The organism is Rhizohabitans arisaemae (assembly GCF_025996515.1).
GTDB classification, from domain to species: domain Bacteria; phylum Actinomycetota; class Actinomycetes; order Streptosporangiales; family Streptosporangiaceae; genus Rhizohabitans; species Rhizohabitans arisaemae.
In genome coordinates this window covers 1725003-1742713 of record NZ_BLRH01000060.1, presented here as the reverse complement: position 1 = coordinate 1742713, position 17711 = coordinate 1725003, and the positions used below count along the sequence as shown (strand labels likewise).

At 67.0% G+C, this 17711-nt stretch carries 16 protein-coding genes; 7 read left to right on the top strand and 9 right to left on the bottom strand.

Annotated features, from left to right (window positions below; all coding sequences use genetic code 11):
- The first annotated feature begins 118 nt into the window (after positions 1 to 118).
- Complete coding sequence (clpB, locus tag RUR_RS36485; protein ID WP_283139796.1) at positions 119 to 2713, top strand: ATP-dependent chaperone ClpB; 2595 nt, start codon at positions 119 to 121, stop codon at positions 2711 to 2713.
- 86 nt (positions 2714 to 2799) lie between these two features.
- Here clpB and RUR_RS36480 read toward each other — a convergent pair whose 3' ends face one another.
- Both RUR_RS36480 and RUR_RS36475 read right to left on the bottom strand, forming a co-directional pair.
- Entirely contained in the window at positions 2800 to 4203 is a 1404-nt protein-coding gene (locus RUR_RS36480) for a DUF1841 family protein (RefSeq protein WP_283139795.1), read from the bottom strand.
- 122 nt (positions 4204 to 4325) lie between these two features.
- Positions 4326 to 4901: a tetratricopeptide repeat protein gene (locus RUR_RS36475; protein WP_283139794.1), complete on the bottom strand. Its 576-nt coding sequence runs from the start codon at positions 4899 to 4901 to the stop codon at positions 4326 to 4328.
- A 267-nt stretch (positions 4902 to 5168) separates the two neighbouring features.
- Between RUR_RS36475 and RUR_RS36470 the strand changes: the two genes are divergently transcribed.
- Positions 5169 to 5540, top strand: a complete 372-nt coding sequence (locus tag RUR_RS36470; RefSeq protein WP_283139793.1) for a hypothetical protein — start codon at positions 5169 to 5171, stop codon at positions 5538 to 5540.
- A 2-nt stretch (positions 5541 to 5542) separates the two neighbouring features.
- Here the strand turns inward: RUR_RS36470 and RUR_RS36465 are convergent, their stop codons facing one another.
- The 3 genes from RUR_RS36465 to RUR_RS36455 form a co-directional block, all read right to left on the bottom strand.
- Positions 5543 to 6202 carry a TetR/AcrR family transcriptional regulator gene (locus tag RUR_RS36465; RefSeq protein WP_283139894.1) on the bottom strand — a complete coding sequence of 220 codons (660 nt, stop codon included), beginning with the start codon at positions 6200 to 6202 and terminating at the stop codon, positions 5543 to 5545.
- Between the two features lie 281 nt (positions 6203 to 6483).
- Positions 6484 to 7404 carry an SDR family NAD(P)-dependent oxidoreductase gene (locus tag RUR_RS36460; protein WP_283139792.1) on the bottom strand — a complete coding sequence of 307 codons (921 nt, stop codon included), beginning with the start codon at positions 7402 to 7404 and terminating at the stop codon, positions 6484 to 6486.
- A gap of 29 nt (positions 7405 to 7433) precedes the next feature.
- Entirely contained in the window at positions 7434 to 8513 is a 1080-nt protein-coding gene (locus tag RUR_RS36455) for a CapA family protein (protein WP_283139791.1), read from the bottom strand.
- A gap of 346 nt (positions 8514 to 8859) precedes the next feature.
- Between RUR_RS36455 and RUR_RS36450 the strand changes: the two genes are divergently transcribed.
- Together RUR_RS36450 and RUR_RS36445 are read left to right on the top strand one after the other, a co-directional pair.
- The gene (locus tag RUR_RS36450) at positions 8860 to 9462 is read left to right on the top strand and encodes an HD domain-containing protein (RefSeq protein WP_283139790.1); all 603 of its coding nucleotides are present in this window, start codon (positions 8860 to 8862) and stop codon (positions 9460 to 9462) included.
- 108 nt (positions 9463 to 9570) lie between these two features.
- Positions 9571 to 10494 carry a Rieske (2Fe-2S) protein gene (locus RUR_RS36445; protein WP_283139789.1) on the top strand — a complete coding sequence of 308 codons (924 nt, stop codon included), beginning with the start codon at positions 9571 to 9573 and terminating at the stop codon, positions 10492 to 10494.
- Between the two features lie 133 nt (positions 10495 to 10627).
- On the opposite strand, the gene RUR_RS36440 is transcribed toward RUR_RS36445, so the two are convergent.
- Together RUR_RS36440 and RUR_RS36435 are read right to left on the bottom strand one after the other, a co-directional pair.
- Entirely contained in the window at positions 10628 to 11383 is a 756-nt protein-coding gene (locus RUR_RS36440) for a sulfite exporter TauE/SafE family protein (RefSeq protein ID WP_283139788.1), read from the bottom strand.
- Positions 11384 to 11414: 31 nt separating this feature from the next.
- Positions 11415 to 12212 carry an ABC transporter ATP-binding protein gene (locus tag RUR_RS36435; protein WP_283139787.1) on the bottom strand — a complete coding sequence of 266 codons (798 nt, stop codon included), beginning with the start codon at positions 12210 to 12212 and terminating at the stop codon, positions 11415 to 11417.
- Between the two features lie 113 nt (positions 12213 to 12325).
- Between RUR_RS36435 and RUR_RS36430 the strand changes: the two genes are divergently transcribed.
- The 3 genes from RUR_RS36430 to RUR_RS36420 all read left to right on the top strand — a co-directional run bounded on the left by RUR_RS36430 (position 12326) and on the right by RUR_RS36420 (position 15570).
- Positions 12326 to 13042, top strand: coding sequence for a hypothetical protein (locus RUR_RS36430; protein WP_283139786.1), 717 nt, complete (start codon positions 12326 to 12328; stop codon positions 13040 to 13042).
- A 1107-nt stretch (positions 13043 to 14149) separates the two neighbouring features.
- Complete coding sequence (locus RUR_RS36425) at positions 14150 to 14743, top strand: hypothetical protein (RefSeq protein ID WP_283139785.1); 594 nt, start codon at positions 14150 to 14152, stop codon at positions 14741 to 14743.
- A 251-nt stretch (positions 14744 to 14994) separates the two neighbouring features.
- Positions 14995 to 15570, top strand: a complete 576-nt coding sequence (locus RUR_RS36420; protein ID WP_283139784.1) for a hypothetical protein — start codon at positions 14995 to 14997, stop codon at positions 15568 to 15570.
- Positions 15571 to 15624: 54 nt separating this feature from the next.
- On the opposite strand, the gene RUR_RS36415 is transcribed toward RUR_RS36420, so the two are convergent.
- Together RUR_RS36415 and RUR_RS36410 are read right to left on the bottom strand one after the other, a co-directional pair.
- Complete coding sequence (locus RUR_RS36415) at positions 15625 to 16671, bottom strand: ABC transporter permease (RefSeq protein WP_283139783.1); 1047 nt, start codon at positions 16669 to 16671, stop codon at positions 15625 to 15627.
- Positions 16668 to 17573, bottom strand: coding sequence for an ABC transporter ATP-binding protein (locus RUR_RS36410; RefSeq protein ID WP_283139782.1), 906 nt, complete (start codon positions 17571 to 17573; stop codon positions 16668 to 16670). The genes RUR_RS36415 and RUR_RS36410 overlap by 4 nt, the downstream gene beginning before the upstream one ends.
- Positions 17574 to 17711 lie beyond the last annotated feature (138 nt).

The following is a 17711-nucleotide window of genomic DNA, read 5'->3' as shown; positions in this document are numbered from 1 at the left end:
TACCGCTCACCTGCAGCTTGACGGGTTTTATCACCCACGCCCATGCGCAGGTCTTCGAAGGCATGGGCACAACACGTCGTCACCGGGTGATGCAAGATCACGGGGAGGGTTTGCGGGCATGGACTACAAGTTGACGCAGAAGAGCCAGGAGGCGCTCTCCGCAGCGGTACGGCGTGCCGCGGCCGACGGCAATCCCGAGGTCGCGCCCGCGCACCTGCTGAGCGCGCTGCTCGGCCAGACCGGCGGCACCGCCGTACCCCTGCTAGAAGCGGTCGGCGCGGACGCCAAACATGTCCGGGCCAAGACCGAGGAGGCGCTGGCCGCGCTGCCCAAGGCCCAGGGCGCCACCGTGAGCGCGCCCGCCAGCTCCCGGCAGCTGCTCACCGTGCTGCACACCGCGGCGGCCAGGGCCAAGCAGCTGGAGGACGAGTACGTCTCCACCGAGCACCTCCTCGTAGGCCTCGCCGCCGACGGCGGACCCATGGCGACCCTCCTCAAGGAGAACGGGGCCTCGCCCCAGGCGCTGCTCGACGCTTTTGAGAAGGTACGGGGACACGCCCGTGTGACCAGCGAGAACCCCGAGGACACCTACCAGGCGCTGGAGAAGTACGGGATCGATCTCACCGCGAGCGCGCGCAACGGCAAACTCGACCCGGTGATCGGCCGTGACTCCGAGATCCGGCGGGTGGTCCAGGTCCTGTCCCGGCGGACCAAGAACAACCCGGTCCTCATCGGGGAACCCGGGGTCGGCAAGACCGCGGTCGTGGAGGGGCTGGCCCAGCGGATCGTCGCCGGGGACGTGCCGGAGTCGCTGCGGAACAAGCGCTTGATCTCCCTCGACCTCAGCGCCATGGTCGCCGGGGCCAAGTACCGCGGTGAGTTCGAAGAGCGCCTCAAGGCCGTACTCCACGAGATCAAGGAGAGCAACGGCCAGGTCATCACGTTCATCGACGAGCTGCACACCATGGTGGGCGCGGGTGCCGCCGAAGGCGCCATGGACGCCGGGAACATGCTCAAGCCCATGCTCGCCCGCGGTGAACTCCGCATGATCGGCGCGACCACGCTGGACGAGTACCGCGAACGGATCGAGAAGGACGCCGCCCTGGAACGCCGCTTCCAGCAGGTCTTCGTCGGCGAGCCGTCGGTGGAGGACACCATCGCGATCCTGCGTGGGCTCAAGGGCCGCTACGAGGCCCACCACCAGGTGCAGATCAACGACTCGGCGCTGGTCGCCGCCGCCACCCTGTCCGACCGCTACATCACCTCCCGATTCCTCCCCGACAAGGCGATCGACCTCGTCGACGAGGCGGCGAGCCGGCTCCGAATGGAGATCGACTCCCGGCCGGTGGCGATCGACGAGCTCCAGCGGGCCGTCGACCGGATGAAAATGGAGGAACTCGCCCTCCAGCGGGAGAGCGACGAGGCGTCCAAGCAGCGGCTCGCCAAACTCCGGGAAGACCTCGCCAACCGGCAGGAGGAGCTGAACGGGCTCGTCGGCCGCTGGGAGCGGGAGAAGTCCGGCCTCAACAAGGTCGGCGACCTGAAGAAACAGCTCGACGAGACACGGAGCGCCGCCGAGCGCGCCCAGCGCGACGGCGACTTCGAAAACGCCTCCCGGCTGATGTACGCCGAGGTGCCCAAGCTGGAACGCGAGCTCGCCGAGGCGTCCGAGACGACCATGCCCGAGGAGGGCACCATGGTCAAAGAGGAGGTCGGCCCGGACGACATCGCCGAAGTGATCTCCTCGTGGACGGGCATCCCCGCCGGACGGCTCCTCGAAGGAGAGACCTCCAAGCTGCTCCGGATGGAGGATGAGCTGGGCAAACGCCTCATCGGCCAGCGTCCCGCCGTCCAAGCGGTCTCCGACGCCGTACGGCGTGCGCGCGCCGGGGTGTCCGACCCGGACCGCCCGACCGGCTCGTTCCTGTTCCTCGGCCCCACCGGCGTCGGCAAGACCGAGCTCGCCAAAGCGCTCGCCGACTTCCTCTTCGACGACGAACGGGCGATGACCCGGATCGACATGAGCGAGTACTCCGAGAAGCACTCCGTCGCCCGGCTGGTCGGCGCCCCGCCCGGGTACATCGGCTACGAGGAGGGCGGCCAGCTCACCGAGGCCGTCCGCCGCAGGCCGTACACCGTCGTGCTCCTCGACGAGGTCGAGAAGGCCCACCCCGAGGTCTTCGACATCCTGCTCCAGGTGCTCGACGACGGTCGGCTCACCGACGGGCAGGGTCGCACCGTCGACTTCCGCAACGTCATCCTCATCCTGACCTCGAACATCGGGTCGCAGTACCTGGTGGACCCGACCATGGAGAACGGCGCCAAGCGGGAAGCCGTCATGAAGGCCGTGCGCAGCTCGTTCAAGCCCGAGTTCCTCAACCGCCTCGACGACGTCATCCTCTTCGACGCGCTCGGCAGCGAAGAGCTCGCGCAGATCGTCGACCTCCAGGTGAACCGCCTCGCGCAGCGCCTCGCCGACCGGCGGCTCACCCTCACCGTCACCCCGGGGGCCCGGGAATGGCTCGCCCTCACCGGCTACGACCCGGTGTACGGGGCACGCCCGCTCCGGCGCCTGGTGCAGTCGGCCATCGGTGACCGGCTCGCCAAGGAGCTGCTGTCCGGCCACATCCACGACGGCGACGAGATCCTCGTCGACCTCGACGAAGCCGGCGACTCGCTCACCGTCACCCCGATCGGACACGTCGCAGCCTGACTCCACCGACCGAGCCCTTGCCCTCCTACCAGGTCAAGGGCTCGCTGTCGTTTCCAACACCGCGGTGTGGCGTCTGGCGCTGAAGATCATGCCTGATTCGGCAGGGCGTTGAGGCGCTCAATGTAGCCGTCGGAGGTCGGCGGGCGGTCGTCGGCGATGGTGTGCCGGAGGTCCTCGACCAGTGCGTCGGCGATCATCGCCAGGGCCTGCCTGCGGTCATACCCCTGGCTCATCAGCCGTTTCGCGGTCTGCCAGACCACCGGCGGATCGTCGTTCCAAAGCTGGTCGGCGACCGTCGCATGGGCCACGATGTGCAGCCGCGGGTTGACGCCGCCGATCTCCTGGACCTGCGGGTCGTGCAGGACGTCCCGTTGCAGGGGATGCTCCATCTCGATGAGCAGCCGCCGGTCCCGGCCCTCGGCCAGATCGAGCGTGGCGTAGGCGTCTTCGCCGAGCAGTGTGTAGGGGACGGCGAATCGTCGCCGGGCCAGGGTCTCGTGGTCGCCGGCCGCATAGCGCGCGTTCAGCTCGTCGAGCTCGCCGGTCCATTCCAGGATCGCGGTCTCCACCTGTCGTACGGCCGACGCCGGCAACCCCCGCCGTTCGCCCGCGAACCGCGTCCACGCCTCCAGTACCTCGCGCAACGCCTGTTCCTGGGCGGCGGTCAGCACCGCATGACCGGGAAGCCAGTCACGGAGAAAACCGGTGACCTTCGCCGGGCTCACCCGATCCGGCTGCCCGGGATCGTGGCCGACGATGAGACGGGCGAGGCTCTCCGCTTCGCCGGGCAGTCCGGTGGCGTGCGCTGAGCCGAGAAACTCCCGGACCGGCGCCTCCCCGTCCGCGGGGCCCGCCTCGGACTCGGTTCCCCCGGGCAACGCCTCGGCTCTGCGCAGCAGAAAGGCCCAGGCTTCACAGAGATCTTCGCTCAGCAGCTCGACGGCGAGCAGTCTGGATCGGGAGAGCGCCCGCGTCAGCCGTACCCCCGCCTCCTCCGGGGAGACGGCGGTACCCGTCATCCGCGTGGCGAGCAGGGCGACCGCCGCACGTGACTTCTCCCCCACCATGGCGTCGACGGCGGCACCCAACCGATTGTGATCGGCCAGGACGACCACGGTGTGGTCCCCGAAGTCGACCACGATCGCCTCCTCGTCACCGAAGGTGTCGAGGAGGACCCAGCATTCCCGTGGCCGGAGTTCCGCCAGCCGCCACGGCGGCTCCGCGACCCCCGATCGCGAGAGCCCGTCGGCGGCGGCACCGGCTTTGGCCCGTACGGACCGCGGTCCAAGCTTGGACACGGCCCGCAGCAGGGCGAGGGCCTCCCGGCTGCGCTGTCGCACGGCGTACCCGACGACGCCGTCCGCCAGGGCGTCCTCCATGCTCTCCGCGCGTTCCCTGCTCATCCACCAGGGGCTGATGAGCAGAGAGGCGGTCAGCTCGGCTTCGACGGGATCGGGTACGGACAACAGGTCGCGAGCGCCTCGGAGCACGAGTCCGAAGGCGTCCTCGGCTGTGGACCGGCGGCGAACATCCTGCCTGCCACGCCGTGACTTACCCGTTTTCCGACCTCTCCGCTGTGGACTCACATGCCTCAGGGTATCCTCACGGATCTTCAGCCAAGGGCGCCTCCACCCCGGTTGGAGAGCTTCGACGGCTCGGTGTCGAGAAGCGCGTCGAGGTCGTCCTCCGGCAAACCGAGATCGACTCGAATGCGATAGCGGGTCCGGAGCAGCGCCTCACGCATGTCCTCGTCACCTCCGCAGAGCCAGACGCCCTCGGTCGCCCACGAGTGCGCGGCCTCCAGGTCGCCGTAGGCCATCAGGGTCTCGGCGACATAGAGCATCGTGCTCGGATCCCGCCGTTCTCCGGCCGCGATCTCGGAGATGACCTCCCGGGCTTCGTCGGGCCGGTCGAGCTCGAAGAGGGTGTCCGCGATACCCGCCCGAGGGTCGGTGCCCGCTTCGCCGCCGTCCTCCAGCGCCCGCTGGAAAAGTTCGAGTGCACGAGCCGGCTGACCTGCCTGACGCCACTCCTCCGCCGCGAGGACGAAGATCGCCGCTCGCGAGATATCGCCGGATTCATATGCTTCGGCAAGACCGACGAGCTGCTTGGCCAGCGCGCCGTGATCATCCAAAAGCAGTGCCTTTTCGAGGAGCTGATCAAGGTCCTCATGTGTCACATGTGCCACAATCCGAGGCTACCCATCTTGCCGCTCTCAGACGTGGAGTCCGGCAGGGAAGAGCCATCGCAGTCTGCACCTGAAAACTAACCCTACGTGTAGACCCCTCACGAACTGGGCATATTGCTCAAAGATGATCTGGACCAGCCGACGGGGGCGAGCTGTTCGGCATCCGGTCGGCTCGGTGTGCGCCGACACGCGCCGCTCTGGCACCTCCCGTGACCACGAGGGGGAGCGTCGATGGGTCTATCGCGTCAGACGACATTCGCTCTCGCCGTGACCGCTGTGCTCTGCACCGTCATCCCCGGAACCATGGGTTACACAGCGGCACGACTCGACGCGATCGAGCAGGCGAGACTGGAGGTCGTCGCCCTCCAAGCGAGGGCGCCGCACTCCTGGGTCAATCTTTCTCCGTGCCCCGCGATCCCCCACCGGGCCGACGAGCAACACAGATCAACGAAAACCCGCAAACTCAGCCACGTTCATCCGCGGCTCCGAAAAGACGTGCGGGCGAAACCGCGGGCCGTACGGAGACACCCCGTCCACAACCGGGGGCGGGTCGGGCAGATCATCCTGCTGGACCTGGCGAAGCCCGTACCCCAGACGCTGCAGCTCCCCCGCCAGGTGAGCCTGCGACGCGGGCGGTGAACTCAGCGGCGCCTGAGTCGCCGGGAGAGATATCCGCGGACGAGTTCCTTGGCCTCCTCGACGATCTCCGGCGCCCCTTGCGGATCGCGGCGGAACGCCAGCTTGAGTACGGCGTCTCCCGCCTCCACCGCGACCAGGAGGGCCAGATCCAGCTCATCGCTGTCGGCGAGGCCGAACTCCTCCAGGAGCAGCCCGCGCAGCCGTCCGGCGATCACCGTGTTGTTGTCGGAGACCGCGTCCAGCATGTGCAGGTCCACGACGTCGCCGAAGTGCAGGGACCGGAAACCGGGAACGCTCCTATGCATGGCGACGTACTCGTCGATGACCGCGTCGACCGCGTCCCACCAGCCCCGGTACTCCTCAGTGATGAAGCGTCTGCCGACCCGGGTCACGAACATCTCCACATGCCGCTGGGTCAGCGCGCGAGCGATCGCCCGCTTGTCGGGGAAGAACTGGTAGACCGACCCGATGGCCACCCCCGCGCGTTCGGCGATCCTCGTCGTGGACAGCACGTCGTAGCCGACCTCGTCCATGAGTTCGGCACACGCGTCCAGCATCCGCTCGACACGCCGCGCGCTTCTTCGCTGAGCGGGCCGACGCCGTAACGGAGTTGATTCTCCGAGATCGTTGGGGGTGGAGACAGTTGTGGACACGTCTTCCATTTTGCCCCGCTCAGTCGAGTTTTCGACCGGGTTCATGCCCTGTCCTTGACCTCCTCGCCGTGACGAGGCCGAGGATCCGCCCCTGATGACAGGGATCCTCGTCCATCACCGCAACGACCGTTCCGGTGAAGGCGAGACAGGAGTTCACACCGGCCCGCGACCCGGCGTCCCGCCGAGCCCAGACGGACCGCAGAGATCTGGTCCCCCGACACCGAACAGCCACGACGGTACCAAAACACCCCTCGGTACCAGCACGTTTTCCCAGGACCGATGCGTGATGGCTAAGGAGACTGGAAGTATCGGTTGAGATCCTCCGCCCCGGTCATCCTGGCGAGCCCACGCGTCGCCCCCGGGAAGATCCTGGACATGAGGTAGCCGAGCGTCCCCTCCGGGGTGACCGGAACCACGGCCTGGTTCCGGTGGACGGCACGGAGGATGTGCGCGGCCACCCGCTCCGGCGGATACCCCCTCCTGGCCAGCATCCGCTCGGCGAGCGCCTGATCTCCTCCGACGAAGACCCCGTTCCGGACGAGGCCGGTCGCCACGAAACCCGGGCAGATCGTACTGACCCCGATGCCCTGTCCGGCGAGTTCGGCGCGGAGGCAGTCGCCCAGCATCTTCACCGCGGCCTTCGCCGTCGAGTACGCGGGCAGCGAACGGGAGGGCACGAAAGCCGCCAGGGATGCCACGTTCACGATGTGCCCGCCCGCGCCGCGATCCACCATCTGCCGTCCGAACAGGCGGCATCCGTGGATCACCCCCCAGAGGTTGACGTCGAGAACACGCCGCCAGCTCTCCAGCGAGTGATCGAAAAACGGCCCGGAGACCACGATTCCGGCGTTGTTCACCACGATGTCCGGCACCCCCCGGTCCTCCCGGACGGACTTCGCGAAATCGGTCATGGCCTCGGCGTCCGAGACGTCGATCGCGTAGGAGCAGGCCCTCCGGCCGCCACCGACGATCTCATCTGCGGTACGCCGGGCCGCCGCCCCGTCGATGTCGGAGCAGATCACCTCGGCTCCGTGCGCGGCGAAGGCCCGGGCGGTGGCCCTCCCGATCCCGCTCCCCGCCCCGGTCACCAGGACGAGATGGTCCTGGTACGGCCGGCACTCGGCGATCATCTCGGCCCGGCGCACCGACCGTGAAGGCGCGACGACGCTCTCCCCCAGCTGGATGATCTCGCTGATGCGACGACGGGCCATCAGTCCAACCCTCCACCGCATAGCGCCCCCTATGGTCTGGCGTCTGGTCTGGCGTCGAGATTCGCACAGCGACGAAGAGCGTTCCAGCCGGCGAGGGCCTGCTGCTTGGCCGATCCGGTCAGCGGAATGGGAACACCGCCGTTGATCCTGGCCGGTGTCCACTGGTCCTTGAGGACCTTGCGACCGTTGATCGTCAAGGTGAGCACACCTGACTTACCGGTCTCCGGCCCCCAGTTGTAGAAGACGAAATTCCCCAGACCGTAGTTGACGTAACGCCCCTTGAGGTACCCGCTGCCGAGCAGGATGTGGGCGTGCCCGCCCACGATGACGTCGGCGCCCGCGGCGATCAGCTTCTGCGCGAGGTCCCGCTGCACCTGCGTCGGGCAGGCGACCAGCTCGGCCCCCCAGTGCAGATGCACGATGACCGTGTCGGAGTTCTTCCGCGCCTGCCGGACCGCCTGGATCAGCGCCCCCTCCTCCTTGGCCGAAGCCAGGCCGGGCTTGGTCTCGGTCGCCGTCCAGGCCTGAATGAACTCCGAGTCGAGCACCTGGGTGGCCCCGATGATCGCCACCCTGTTGCCCTTCACCGTCGTCCGCCAGGGGGCGTACGCCTGCTGCGCGTTCCGGCCGATGCCGACGATCGGGAACTTGGACCTTTTGATCGCGGCGAGCGAGTCGCGCAGACCGCTCTCCATGTAGTCCATCCCGTGGTTGTTTGCCATCGACGCGACGTCCACCCCGGCCGCCTTCAACGCGGTGAGCGCGGTCGCCGGGGCGCGGAAGGTGTACTGTTTGCCCGGCGCCGGGGTCCCGCCGGTGGTGATCGCGGTCTCCAGGTTGACCATCGCCAGGTCGGCTTTGCTCAATGTGGCCGCGATGGGCCCGAGCGCGGTCTTGGGGTTGGCGTTGAGCCTGGTCCGCAGGACACCCTCAAAGTGCACATCGCCCCCGAAGGCGATGGTGAACGGACGGCGCTCCGGCGCGGCCGGCTTGGACGCCGGAGGCCCCGCCTCCGTAGGTTCCGGATCGGGCGCGGAGGATTCGGCCGGTGTGCAGCCGACGGTCAGCAGAGCGGCGGACAGAGTGATCGCAGCGGCGCGTACGCCCAAGGGATTCAGTTTCATCGCGCTCTGAGCATGCCACGCCGACCCCCGCCAGGGCACGGTACACGAGACGGTGCGCTCCCTGTCGATCCCCACAAAATCCTTATGCTCAACTACTTTCTGAAATCGCGCCAGGCCAGGCGGGCGTGATCGGCGCCCGTGCCCGGGTGGGGACACCGCTGAAAGGCCCGCGCTGCGCCCGGCGCACGGGGGTCGCCGACTGCCGGGCACGGCCAAGGGCCTGGGATGACGTCCACCGATGACGGGGTACCGGCGTCCGCCGTGTCTCGCCCGCGCCGGTGACGTCCGGGACGGCGCACGATCAGTGATCACGGGGGGCTACGCTTACGCGGTGACCACCGTGCCCGATCAGGACCGTTTCATCGCCCAGCTGGCGTTCACCCTGGAGATCGACAAGCTTAAGCGGATCATCCGTAGAAACACCCTTGTCGACGGCTCACGCAGAGAAAACGATGCCGAACATTCCTGGCATCTGGCCATGATGGCGCTGGTGTTCGGAGAGTACGCACCCCCGGGAACGGATCTGCGGCGAGTCGGTCTGATGCTGCTCGTCCACGATCTGGTGGAGATCGACGCCGGGGACACCTTCGTCTACGACTCGACCGCCGTCGCGGACCAGACGGCCCGTGAGCGGGCCGCCGCGGACCGGATCTTCGGCCTGCTCCCCAAGGACCAGGAGGTGGAGCTGCGCGGGCTGTGGGAGGAGTTCGAGGAGCGCGCGACCCCTGAGGCACGCTTCGCCAGGGCGCTGGACCGGCTCGCCCCGATGCTCGCCAACTTCCACACCGAGGGCGGGACCTGGGCCTTGTACAAGGTGACGGCCGGTCAAGTGATGGAAAAGGTTGAGCTCATCCGAGAGGGTTCGCCGACCTTGGGGGACTATGCGGCCGAACTGGTGGACACGGCCGTGGCCAGGGGACATCTCGCCCCCTGACGAGATCCCCTAAGTCCCCTGTAGTCCCTCTACTCACCACAATCTCTCCCAAAAGGTGCGTTGTCCCTCGACGGCCACCGGGTAGACCGAGGGTGAGGAGGTTGGCCCGTGGACGACGCCATAGAGACCCGAAAAGCCCGCAAGCCCTGGCGGCTCAGGCCCTCGGTGGATCTCGTAGACCACCTGGAGCACGCGCCGGCCCTGGACAGACCGATCCTCAGAATCGCCGGGATCGTCCGGGAACGCCTGCCGACCGGCCGACTGCGCGACACACTGCACGGCGTCTTCGCCGGGCACCCGATCCACCCGCCCCTGGCGATGATCAGCCTCGGCTGCTGGTTCTCCACCGCCGTGCTCGACCTCACCGACGCCGACCCCAGAGCCGCCCGAGCCCTGATCACCACGGGGATCGCGAACGCGCTTCCCACCGCGGCCGCGGGAATAACCGACTGGTCCGTACTCCACCGGGAACAGCAGCGGGTGGGGTTCGTCCACGCGGCCGCCAACCTCACCGCCCTCGGGCTCTACAGCGGCTCGCTGTACCTGCGGCTGACCGGGCGCGAGCGGGGAGGCAGAACCCTGGCCTTCCTCGGCCTCGCGGTCGCCGGACTTGGCGGATACCTGGGCGGCCACATGGCCTTCCGGCAGGCGGCCGGGGCCAACCACGCCGAATCCGTCGCCCACCTGGTCCCTCTCGGCTGGCACGACCTGTGCCAGCTCGCCGACCTGCCCAACGGCAGGCCGGTGGTGCGCAGACTCGGCTACATCGCCCTGTTCGTCTTACGGCGTGACGACGAGGTGTGGGTCCTCGCCGACCAATGCTCCCACCTCGCCGGACCGCTGCACCAAGGCCGGATCGCCGTCGAGGCCGGGGACCAGTGCATCATCTGCCCCTGGCACGGCAGCACGTTCCGGATCACCGACGGAGCCGTCGTCCACGGCCCCGCCACCGCCCGGCAGCCGGCCTTCCAAACCCGGATCCTCGACGACGGACTCGTCCAGGTGCGCCCGGAGCCGTCCGACGTCGACTGATCCGCCGCAGGCCGTACCGGCCACATCGTACGGACCTTCGCCGACCCACCGCAGGCCGTTCCGGATCACGCGGTACGGACGACGGTCGGCGCACGCCGTACCGGATATGTCATGCGGACCGTGGCCGGTTCGGCTAACCCATCGCGAGCTGGACGATCGCGAAAAGCCCGACACATACGATCACCGTACGGAGCGCGGTCGGCGAAAGCCGGCGGCCGAGGCGGGCCCCGAGCGCGCCGCCGGCCGCCGCACCCACCGCGATCAGGAGAGCGGCACGCCAGTCGACCTCGGCGAGGAGAATGAAAAGCGCGGCCGCGACCGCGTTGACCAGACCGGCGAGGACGTTCTTGGCGGCGTTGATCCGTTGCAGATCGTCGTCGAGGAACACACCGAGCAGCCCGATGAGCATCACGCCCTGAGCCGCTCCGAAGTAACCGCCGTAAATCCCGGACCCGAGGACACCCAGCCACAGCCACGGTCCGCCGTGGCGACGCGACGACTCCCGCCTCGACGCCATCCAGGCGTTCAACCGCGGCTGAACGATCACAAGCACGATCGCCACCACGATCAGGACGATGACGATGAACCGGAACGCCTCCGGGGGCAGGAGCAGCAGGAGCAGCCCTCCCACCAGTGCGCCCACGGCCGACGCGACGCCCAGCCGGACCAGCCGGGCCCGCTGACCGCGCAGCTCCGCACGGTATCCCAGCGTCCCGGTCAGCGCGCCGGGAACGAGTCCCACCGTGTTCGACACATTGGCCACCACCGGGGGGACACCCACCGCGAGAAGCGTGGGGAAGGTGATGAGCGACCCGGACCCGACGACGGTGTTGATACCGCCCGCCGCGACACCTGCCGCGAGAACGGCGAGTGCTTCCAGCGGTCCCACCGGTGCCCCCGTACTCGGCCTTGATCCACCTCTAGGGAATGTACTCCGCCCGCGCGTACCAACGGCCACCGGGCCCACGCTCGATCGTGAGCGGAAGGCCGAAGGTCCTGGACAGATGGTCGGGGGTCAGCACCTGCTCCACCGGTCCCGCCGCCATCACCGACCCGCGCCGGAGCAGCAGCGCGTGGGTGAAGCCGCTCGGCACCTCCTCCACATGATGGGTGACCAGTACCATCGTGGGCGCCTTGGGGTCGCTTGCAAGCGCGGTCAGCCGCTGGAGCAGGTCCTCCCGGCCGCCGAGATCCAGCCCCGCGGCGGGCTCGTCGAGGAGAAGCAGCTCAGGGTCGGGCATGAGCGCCCGGGCGATCTGCACCCGCTTGCGTTCGCCTTCGGACAGCGTGCCGAACCGCCGTCTGATCAGATGGGCGCAGCCGAGTTGATCGAGGAGCTCCACCGCGCGGGTGACGTCGGACGAGTCGTACTCCTCCCGCCACCTCCCGAAGATCGCATAGGAGGCGGTGAGCACGAGATCGATGACCTTCTCGTCCGGCGGGACCCGTTCGGCCAACGCGGCGCTGCTGATCCCGATCCGCGGACGCAGTTCGAAGACGTCCACCTCACCCAGACGCTCACCGAGAATCTCCGTCGTCCCCCCGGTCGGAAACATGAGCGCGCCGGCCACCTGAAGCAGTGTCGTCTTACCCGCGCCGTTGGGGCCGATGACGACCCAGCGCTCGTCCTCATGGACGGTCCACCCGATACCCCGCAGCAGAGCCGCGCCGTCTCGGTGGACCGCGACATCGTCGAGTCGCAGCACCTCGCCGCCCATCGGAACCTCTTCTCTGTGAGCCCTTCCAAGTCAACCTAAGGCACGATCGCATACGAGCCGAGCGCGTGGGGATACGCCCCACCCACATCAGCTCTTATCGTGGAGCGGTGCACATGGGAACATCCTCCACCCTCGTCTCATGGGGAAACGCCTGGCTCTCCGGCCATGTCGGGCTGGATACGGCCGTCGACGAGATCGAAGCGCTCGCCGGCTCTCACGTCACCGCAGAAAACGTCCCTCTTCGCCGAGCCCTCGCGGACTTCCGGGTGTCGGGGATGACGGCGCTCCGCCTGTCGCTCCCGGTGGCCGGCGACCCGCTCGGCCTCACCGGACCGCCCCCCTTCACCGTGGCCGCGGTCGACGCGGGCCAAGCCGCCACCGCGGTCTTCCCCAACCGATGTCTCGGCCTGGTGCCGGCGGAGGACCGACGCGGGTCGTCGTACGTCGGTGTGAGCTGGACGGTTTTCGAGGCGAGCACCACCCCGCCCGACGTCCCCTCCCTCGCGGAGGCGGAGTACGCGCTCACCCTGGCCATGCGCGAGACGACGGACTCCCTGCTCCGGACGGACACCGCCCCCGGCTGGCGGGAGGAGGTGACCCAGGCCCTCCGGCGACAGGGTTCCACCCTCCCTCCCGGCTATCCGCCGAGGGCGCATCGGGTGGCGGCGCTCGCCGAACGCCTGGCGTCGGTGCTCAAGCTGGCCACTCAGGACCACGGGCTGACCTCGCGGCAGATCGCCGTTCGCGACGAGGCTCTTCGCGGTTTGGATCGGGCGGTACGGCGTGCGCATGTCGCCGCGGTCAACTCGGTGCTGGAACCGGTTCCCTGAGATCAGCGAGCGGCGCACAGGTCCGGTTGGCTTAACCCGCGCACCGCTCGCTGCATTGACGATGTCATGCCCCACTTGCGTTTGACTGAAGTTCCACTTGCAGTTCTCTGTACTCACGGCGGGAATACGCTGCGGACCGTACCGCCCCGCTCCGGTACCGCCTCGGACAGGCGGGGTTTCCGTGTGACGCGAATGATCATAACGTCGGATGTTTATAGGATATTTGACATGAATTACTGACAGTGTCGATAAATCATCTACCACCCATGGATAAATGGATTGATTGCCCGGATTGGACAAGCGCCCGAGATTCTCAAATTGGACATTCCTCCCCGTCCGGGAAGCCATCGGGGACTACTTCGCGGCAAAGACAGCCCGCCTGCGATTTGAATCCGGACCCACTCGCGCCTTAGCGATCGCCCCAAACCCGGATCGCTCAGTTGCGACACGACCGACACGACGGGGATCCCAGATGAACACCCATTGCCAACGCGGCGCACCCCACGGTGGCGACATCAGGCGACGAAGGCGGCGCTCGTCGAGCGCACCCCGGTTTCCATCAATTCTAGGCACACAATCACACAACACCGAATATGATCCCATATCACAATATTGAAATTATGGAAAATTCCATTCGACAAAAATCAGCCTTGGCTTTTGATAGGCCACGGAACATTCATCTCAATTTCCACAGAAACACGCCGCCACCCAAGAATCAGTCGCCAATATAAAGCGTGCCCGTCAGAGGAACCACCAACATATACCAGTCGGCGAAACGGTTGTACCACCCGGCGCCCGGCCGTCTTCACACCTTTCTGTCATGTGACCGGATCCGTCTGGCGATGCGCACGGAAGAGATCCGACCAATCAGCACCCACCGTGAGCCCATCGGTACACCCGCCCCGGGCCCAGGTCCGGATGCCCTGGGCCTGCCTCCCACCCCGGCGTGGCGTCTGGCCTCCAGATTTCCATCATTTATCGCCATTGATACGATATCTACAAGCACAGGGCTGCGAAAAATGGTATTAATTACCCCAGTACCCCCGAGTGAGTGGCCGAATCCAGGCCTCTACGGGTGGAATCCATCACTCTTCGCTGGAGATGCCCATGCATCGGTCGATCAACAAGATCGCCGCTTTCGCCCTTGCAGTGCCCCTCGCGGGCTCGCTCCTGCTCGCACCTTCCGTCGTGAACGCATCACCGACGGTCACGCCGAGCGTCACCAAGACCACCTCCCCCAGCGCCCGGCTCAAGGTCAACGTGACCTACAACAGGTATGTCATTCAGGGCGGTGTGATCACCTACAAGATTAAGACCACCAACCTCGGGCCGTACGGCTCGGATTTCGCATTGCTCGCAGCCGCGCTGCCGAAGGGCAAGTACTCCAAGGCGCGCGTATACGGCATTCCCACAGGCCTTGGCGCCTGTGACTACAGCGCCGGCTCGGTGACGTGCTTTCTCGTTCCCCCGGCGGAGGGCGTAGAGGTCCTCCCCAAGGGCAAGTCCATCACCGTCACCCTCAAGGTCTGGCTGAAGAAGTCCACCAAGGGGATCTTCTCCGCAGAGCTGGGCGCGGTCTCCGGCATCATCCCCGAGGGCGTCACGTTCTCCGACTTCGAGCAGGAGTTCCTCGACCCGGAGAGCCTGCTTGGTGACATCAGGTTCGGCACCGTGAAGACCAAGATCTTCCCGCGGCGGTAAGTGTCCTGACTGAGTTATCCGACCAATGCGAATATCGCTGTGGGTCATCACCGGTGACCCACAGCGATATTTTCTTTCTCGATGGTGCACGCATCACAGATATGACACAGATTCCATCAATCACTACCGAGTGCCGACGCCCTTACGGACGAGGATGGTAGGAATCTCCTACCGCTAGGGGATGCGATCAGGCGTGACCGCCGATTCAACCCCCTTGAATCCCTTTGTCAATTGCAGCAACGGAGTCGCCCATGCGTCGGCCGATCAGCAAGATCGCCGCACTTGCGCTCGCCACCCCCCTCGTGGCCATGTCCATGATCATGCCTGCGGAGGCCGCCCCCGCCGCCTCGACCGCCCAAGTGGCGAGTGTTCAGGCCGCGGACGAACCGGGCTCGGTCTTTTCCGTCAAGGTGACTGCTCCCAAGACGGTCAAGCGCGGTGGCAAGATCACCTACACCATCAAGGCCACGAACCTCGGCCCCTACGAGGCCGACTACTACTACTTCGGCGGAACGCTCCCCAAAGGCACCACCGGATCGGTGACGCTCACACACGAGAGCGGCGAAGCCGAGTGCGACGTCTTCGACGACGGGTACTGGTGCTGGACGCCGGACGTCCTGCAGAAGGGCGAGTCGGACACGATGAAGCTCACGGTGCGGCTGAAGAAGAGCACCAAGGGTACGGTCACCGCCAAGCTCGGCGTCGACAGCTGGGATATCCCCGAGGGTGTGGACATCGAGAACGACGACGAAGTCCGGAACCTCGAGGGCGCCGGCGTCAACTCGTGGTACTTCCTCAAGACCGTGAAGACCAAGGTCGTCCGCTAACCGGAGACCGACTCTGAGGCTCGCCGCGCCGACGCGGGGCGAGCCTCAGTGCTGTCAGACGTCGTCCCAGGTGAACAGCTTGACTGCGAGCAGGGAGACGACCACGGAGAAGCCCAGCAGAATCCCGAGCTCGGGCAGGATGCTCGTCACCCCGAGACCCCGGACCATCACGTCCTGCATGCCTTCGGTCAGATGGCTGAGCGGGAGGAAGTTCGCGACCGCCTGCATCCATCCCGGTGCGTCGTCGAGCGGGAAGAACGTCCCGCCGAGGAAGGCCATGGGCAGGACGAGCAGGTTCGCGATCCCGCTCGCCCCTTCCGGCGTCTTGGAGACGGCCCCGGCGACCAGGCCCACCGCGAGGAACGCCAAGGTACCCGCGATGATCAGAAAGATCGAGGCCCACCAGGACGACGCGAGCTGCAGCCCGAAGAAGGGCAGCGTCGCGACCCCCAGGAAGAGCGCGGTCTGCAGGAGCGCCACCCCGATGCTCACCCCGACCCGGGCGGAGACGATGGTCGTCGTACGCACCGGGGAGAGCCTGAGTCTGCGCAAGATCTTCTTCTGGCGCCAGGAGACGAGGGTCATCGCGGCGCCGAAGGTGGCGCCGGTCGCGATCGCCCAGCCCAGGATTCCGGGTGTGAAGAACTGGATGGCCTTGAGCGACTTGTCCTCGACCTGCTCCGGCCTGAGCTGGAACCGCCCCGGCTGCCCGGCGAGATTCGCCCGCTGCACGAACGAGTCGACGATGCTGCGCACCGTTCCCGCGCGGACCTGATCCGCCTGGGAGTAGTGCAGGACGATCTGGTTGTTCTCCTGCCGGATGAGTGCGTCGACATCGCCCTTGCGCACGTCCTCCAACCCCTTGTTCAGGTCGGTGGACTTGGTCACCTGGATGATCCCCTTCGCCTCTGCGGGGAGGCTGTCGAGGATCTCGACCGCACCGACCTGGAGTATCTCGGTCTTGGGCGCGCTCGACCCCTGAAAGATCACTCCGAAGATCATCAGGAACATGAGGGGGAACAGCACGGTGAAGAACAGCGCGGTCTTGTCGCGCAGGAAACCGAGCAGCATCGCCCGGGAGAGGCTGGACAAGGAGGTCACGCCCGGTACTCCCGTCCGGTCAGGTCGAGGAAGACGTCTTCAAGGGTCGCGCCGCGGACTTGCAGCCCCGCGAGGGCTCCGCGTTCGGCGAGTTCGGAGAGGATCACCGCCGGTTTCCTGGTGGCGATGGTGAGCGAGATCCCGTCCTCGGCGACCTCGTCCCCCGGGCCGGCCAGCTCCTTCGCCGCGGCGAGACTGATCACGCCGAGCTCCACGCTGATGTGGGTGGGGCTGTCCAGGCCGCGGACGAGGACGGCGGGGGAGCCGAGCTTCAAGATCTTCCCGTGGTCCATGACCGCCACCCGATCACAGAGCGACTCGGCCTCATCCATGTAGTGGGTGGTGAGGACGACCGTACGGCCCGCGGCGTTGATTTCGCGGAGGAGATCCCAGAGGTTGCGCCGGGCCTGCGGGTCGAGGGCGGCGGTGGGCTCGTCCAAGAACACCAGCTCCGGCCCGTGCGCGAGGGCGATGGCGATCGAGAGCCGCTGGGCCTGGCCACCGGAGAGCTTCTCCGCCGGGGTGTTCGCCTTGTCCGCGAGGCCGACGACCTCAAGCATCTCGTCGGCCTTGGCCGGCGACACGCCGTACAGGGAAGCGAAGGTCCGGATCTGCTCCCGCGCGGTGAGGCGTTCGAAGAACGCCGAGGCCTGCAGCTGGACCCCGATGCGCGGGAGAAGCCTGGGGTTTCGCGGCCACGGGGAGAGACCGAAGATCTCGGCGCTGCCCGAGTCGGCCTGCCGCAGACCCTCCAAGATCTCCAGCGTCGTGGTCTTGCCCGCTCCGTTGGGGCCGAGGATGCCGAAGAACTCCCCCGACTCCACCTCAAACGAGACACCGTCCACCGCCTGGACGTCCCCGTATCTCTTCTTGAGATCTTGAACAACTATCGCCTTGCCCATCTTTAGATCCTATAGCGACAAAAGTCATACGTATGAGCTCTCTAACAGGCAATATGCTGTCCAAGTCAGCCAAAAAGCCTGTGCACTCCGAAGGACTTCGATGCATCCCGTGCTCCGAACCTCACCCGAGTGGATCCC